We start from the raw sequence: 1,991 nt of genomic DNA, 5'->3' as shown, positions 1-1,991 counted from the left end.
ACAGGCTGGTTTCGGCAGGCTCAACCACCGAGCCAGCGTCGCGGTGGCGGCGAACCCAAGGCTTCTTCGCGCTAACACTTTTGTTCGTTCGTGTTGGCGGCGAAGCCGCCAACACGGAACAACAAACGGGGTTTGGGGCGTAGCCCCAAAGCGGGTTGTAGGGCGGCAGCCCTACACATCATGCGAATAGGGGCGTAGCCCCAAAGCGGGTGGTAGGGCGGCAGCCCTACACATCAAGCGAATGGGGGCGTAGCCCCGATAATGTTGACAAACCGCAATCTAACGCAGTACCATACAACTATGTCAACAATGGTCTTCTACAACGGCCCGATCTACACGCTTGATCCAGAGCAGCCGGTGGTGCGTGCGCTGGCCATACGCCATGGGCGTATTATTGCCCTTGGGAGCGAAGGCCGCGTGCAGGCGAGTGTGGCGGGGCAGCGCGGTGAAACGATCAATCTACGCGGACGGGCGCTTGTGCCTGGTTTGACCGATGCCCATGTGCATATTATTCAACAGGGCTTAACGCTGCGCGAAGTCAATCTTGCGGGCATCACGAGTCTCAAGGATGCGCAGCGGCTGATTGCCGAGCGGGCAGCCACCTTGCCGCCTGATGCGTGGCTGCGCGGTAGTGGCTGGAACCATCTCGCCTGGGGCCAGAGTTGGCCAACCCGCGCCGATCTTGACGCGGTTTGTCCCGACCGTCCGGTTGTGCTTACACGCAAAGATGGCCACTCGCTCTGGGTCAATAGTCGTGCCCTTGCGCTGGCGGGGGTCACGGCAACCACACCGCACCCTGAGGGGGGCCAAATTCAGCGCAACCGCAATGGTGAGCCGACCGGCATTTTGATTGAAACGGCAATGGAGCTTGTGCGTGCCGTGGTGCCACCGCTGAGTGAAGAGGAGCGCCTCGATGCGCTGCGAGCAGCGCTGCGTGAAGCGTTGAGCTACGGGCTCACCAGTGTGCATGTGGTGCCTGGGCCAAACCATGCGACAGGGCCGGAGGTGCTGCGCGACCTGCAGACGCTCCGCGCTCGCGGGGAATTGTCGCTGCGTGCATTGGTCTACTTTGCCCCTCCCGATCTTGAAGGGGTGATCCACATGGGCCTACGCAGTGGCTTCGGCGATCCCTGGTTGCGCTTAGGGGGGCTCAAGCTCTTCGCCGATGGCTCGCTCGGCTCCGAGAGTGCCGAGATGTTGAGCCACTACGAAGGGCGGCGTCATGTTGGCATTGCAACGATTGAACCTGAAGTGCTTGATGCTACGATTCGCTACGCCAATAGCCATGGCATCTGTGTGGCGGTACACGCCATTGGTGATGCGGCAAACCGCAAAGTGTTGCAAGCACTTGAGCATGCGTTAGCGGATCGTGAAGCTTTAGGCGAGGCTGCCCCACCCCTAGCCTTACCCAACCGCATTGAGCATGTGCAGGTGATTCACCCCAAAGATCTGCCACGTTTAGCCGAATTGGGCGTCATTGCCTCTATGCAACCGATTCACTGTACCAGCGACATCGAGGCTGCCGAAGCGTTATGGGGCGCACGTTGTGCCTACGCCTATGCCTGGCGGAGCATCTTGGAGAGCGGAGCAACCCTTGCGTTCGGCTCGGATGCGCCGGTTGAAAGCATGAATCCCTGGCTCGGCATCCATGCTGCGGTCACACGCCAGCGGCCCAACGGCTGGCCAGAGGAGGGCTGGTACGCCGAACAGTGTCTCAGCGTCGAAGAGGCACTCCGCGCCTACTGCTGTGGCCCGGCCCTTGCCAGTGGCGAAGCGCAATGCAAAGGCCAACTACAAATCGGCGCCCTCGCCGACTTCACAGTACTCACCGGCGACCCCTTCCGCAGTAAACCCTACGAGTTGCACGCCCTGACTGCGGCAATGACCATCGTGGGGGGTAAGGTACAGTTTGAATAGAAGAACAGAAGAACAGAAGAACAGAAGAACAGAAGAACAGAAGAACAGAAGAACAGAAGAACAGAAGAACAGAA

General features: G+C 59.9%; 1 protein-coding gene. It reads left to right on the top strand.

Translation table 11 applies throughout. The features are described 5' to 3' along the window. Positions 1-300 precede the first annotated feature (300 nt). Positions 301-1,917 (top strand): amidohydrolase, encoded by a 1,617-nt coding sequence (locus tag CJ255_RS21840; RefSeq protein WP_097646179.1) that lies wholly within the window; start codon positions 301-303, stop codon positions 1,915-1,917. The last annotated feature ends 74 nt before the right edge of the window (positions 1,918-1,991 follow it).

This window comes from Candidatus Viridilinea mediisalina (assembly GCF_002532535.1).
GTDB lineage: Bacteria > Chloroflexota > Chloroflexia > Chloroflexales > Chloroflexaceae > Viridilinea > Viridilinea mediisalina.
The sequence above is the reverse complement of the archived record's forward strand: the minus strand, read 5'-3'. Positions and strand labels throughout refer to the sequence as shown.